This window comes from Pseudomonas spartinae, assembly GCF_965197125.1.
GTDB lineage: Bacteria > Pseudomonadota > Gammaproteobacteria > Pseudomonadales > Pseudomonadaceae > Aquipseudomonas > Aquipseudomonas composti_A.
Map to the genome: position 1 here is coordinate 1 of NZ_CBDAMB010000028.1, position 2,069 is coordinate 2,069.

Below are 2,069 nucleotides of genomic sequence, written 5' to 3' on the forward strand. Positions count from 1 at the left end.
GTAAGCGTCCGCCGAACTCACCTTGCGTGATTCAGGCAGGTACCCACTGATGCGGCAGTAGTTGGCCGATCTCACTCGCCCGCTGCGTCGGCAGTCGTGTCAGCACGTCCTTGAGATAGGCATACGGATCATGTCCATTCATCCGCGCCGACTGGATCAGGCTCATGATCGCCGCCGCGCGTTTGCCGCTGCGTAGCGACCCGGCAAACAACCAGTTCGAGCGCCCCAGTGCCCATGGCCGGATCTGGTTCTCGACCTGGTTGTTGTCGATGGGCACAGCTCCATCCTCCAGGTAGCGCGTCAGCGCTACCCAGCGTTTGAGGCTGTAATCCAAGGCTTTTGCCGTGGCTGATCCGTTGGGCACAAGATCACGCTGGGCCAGCATCCAGTCATGCAGCGTATCGAGGATCGGTGAGGCCTTTTCCTGCCGTATTCGCCAGCGCTCTTCATCGCTCATGTCCCGTGCCTGCCGCTCGATTTCGTATAAACCGCCCATCGCGTGCAGTGCCTGTTCAGCCAACTGGCTTTTGTTCGCCGCGTGAAGATCGAAGAACTTGCGGCGGGCGTGGGCCATGCAGCCAATTTCGGTGATGCCCTGCTCGAAGCTGGCCTTGTAACCGGCGAAGTCGTCGCAGACCAGCTTGCCGTTCCACTGACCCAGAAAATTGCGCGCATGCTCACCAGCACGGCTGGGGCTGAAGTCGTACACCACGGCCTTCAGATCGGTGAAGGGCGTGGTGCTGTAGGCCCAGACGTATGCCCGATGGGTTTTCTTCTCGCCTGGGGTGAGCATTTGCACCGGGGTTTCGTCAGCGTGGATCACGCGTTGGGCCAGCACGGCTTCGCGCAGGGCATCGACCAGCGGCTGGAGCTGCACGCCGGTTTGTCCGACCCACTGGGCCAGTGTCGAGCGAGCGATGGCCAGGCCGGCACGGGCAAAGATTTTCTCCTGCCGGTACAGCGGCAGGTGGTCGGCGAATTTGGCCACCATCACGTGAGCCAGGAGGCCGGCGGTGGGGATGCCCTTGTCGATCACCTGGGCCGGCACAGGGGCCTGGATCAGGGTTTCGCACTGGCGACAGGCCCATTTGCCACGCACGTGCTGCTCAACGGTGAACACGCCCGGCGTGTAATCCAGCTTTTCGCTGACGTCTTCACCGATGCGTTGCAGCTGGCAGCCGCAGGCGCACTGGGTGTTCTCCGGCTCGTGACGAATCACGGTTCGCGGAAATTGCGCGGGCAGCGCTGTGCGCTTGGGTTGTTGGCGCGGTTCGGCTGGAGCAACCGGAGGATTGACGGCTTTCAACTCCGCCTCGATGGCGGCGATGTCGGTGTCGAGCAGGTCATCCAGCAGGCTGCCCTGGTCAGGGCTCAGCTGCTCGCTGCGCTTGGCGAACTTGTGCCGCTTGTACCAGGCGATTTCGTGGGTGAGCTGCTCGATGATGGTTTGATCACGGTGGATCTTTTTGCCCATCGAATCGACCTGCGTGAGCAACTGCGCGGCCAGGGCGCGCAGTTGCTCAGCTGTCAGTTGGTCGAGATTGGGCGAGGAAGTCATGCCGCTGATTGTGCCAGAGCAGGCGCTCAGCGCAGATACACCGATGGGCTAATGGCTGGTGCTACAGCACTGTGATTGCGCCGGCTGCACCAACGCGCTGCCAGGGCAAACCCAGAACCAACGCCTGAAGTTGCTCGCCGTCGAGTTCGACTTCCGAACCGTGGCGGATGCCTGGCCAGTGAAACTTGCCCTGGTTCAATCGTCGTGCGGCCAGCCAGATACCCACGCCGTCATGCACCAGGACTTTCATGCGGTTGGCGCGACGATTGGCGAAGAGATAGGCGCAGTGGGGCTTCGCGGCACCGAACACCGCCACCACGCGGGCCAACGCGGTTTCAGTACCCGCGCGCATGTCCATGGGTTCGGTGGCGAGCCAGATGGTATCGATGCGGATCACTGGGTGAGCCCACGGACAAAGCGGGCGCAGCCTTCAGGGTCGGAGGCTGGCCATTTGACGGTGATCGCTTGCTCGCCAAGCGGTAGCTCGATCATCACCGATGCTTCAGTCGAC

General features: G+C 62.3%; 2 protein-coding genes. Both read right to left on the reverse strand.

Annotation, left to right across the window (positions count from 1 at the left end):
* Positions 1-31: 31 nt before the first annotated feature.
* Positions 32-1,558, reverse strand: a complete 1,527-nt coding sequence (gene tnpC / locus ACN8M7_RS25870; protein WP_143507942.1) for an IS66 family transposase — start codon at positions 1,556-1,558, stop codon at positions 32-34.
* Positions 1,559-1,619: 61 nt separating this feature from the next.
* Entirely contained in the window at positions 1,620-1,955 is a 336-nt protein-coding gene (gene tnpB, locus ACN8M7_RS25875; protein ID WP_058173910.1) for an IS66 family insertion sequence element accessory protein TnpB, read from the reverse strand.
* Positions 1,956-2,069 lie beyond the last annotated feature (114 nt).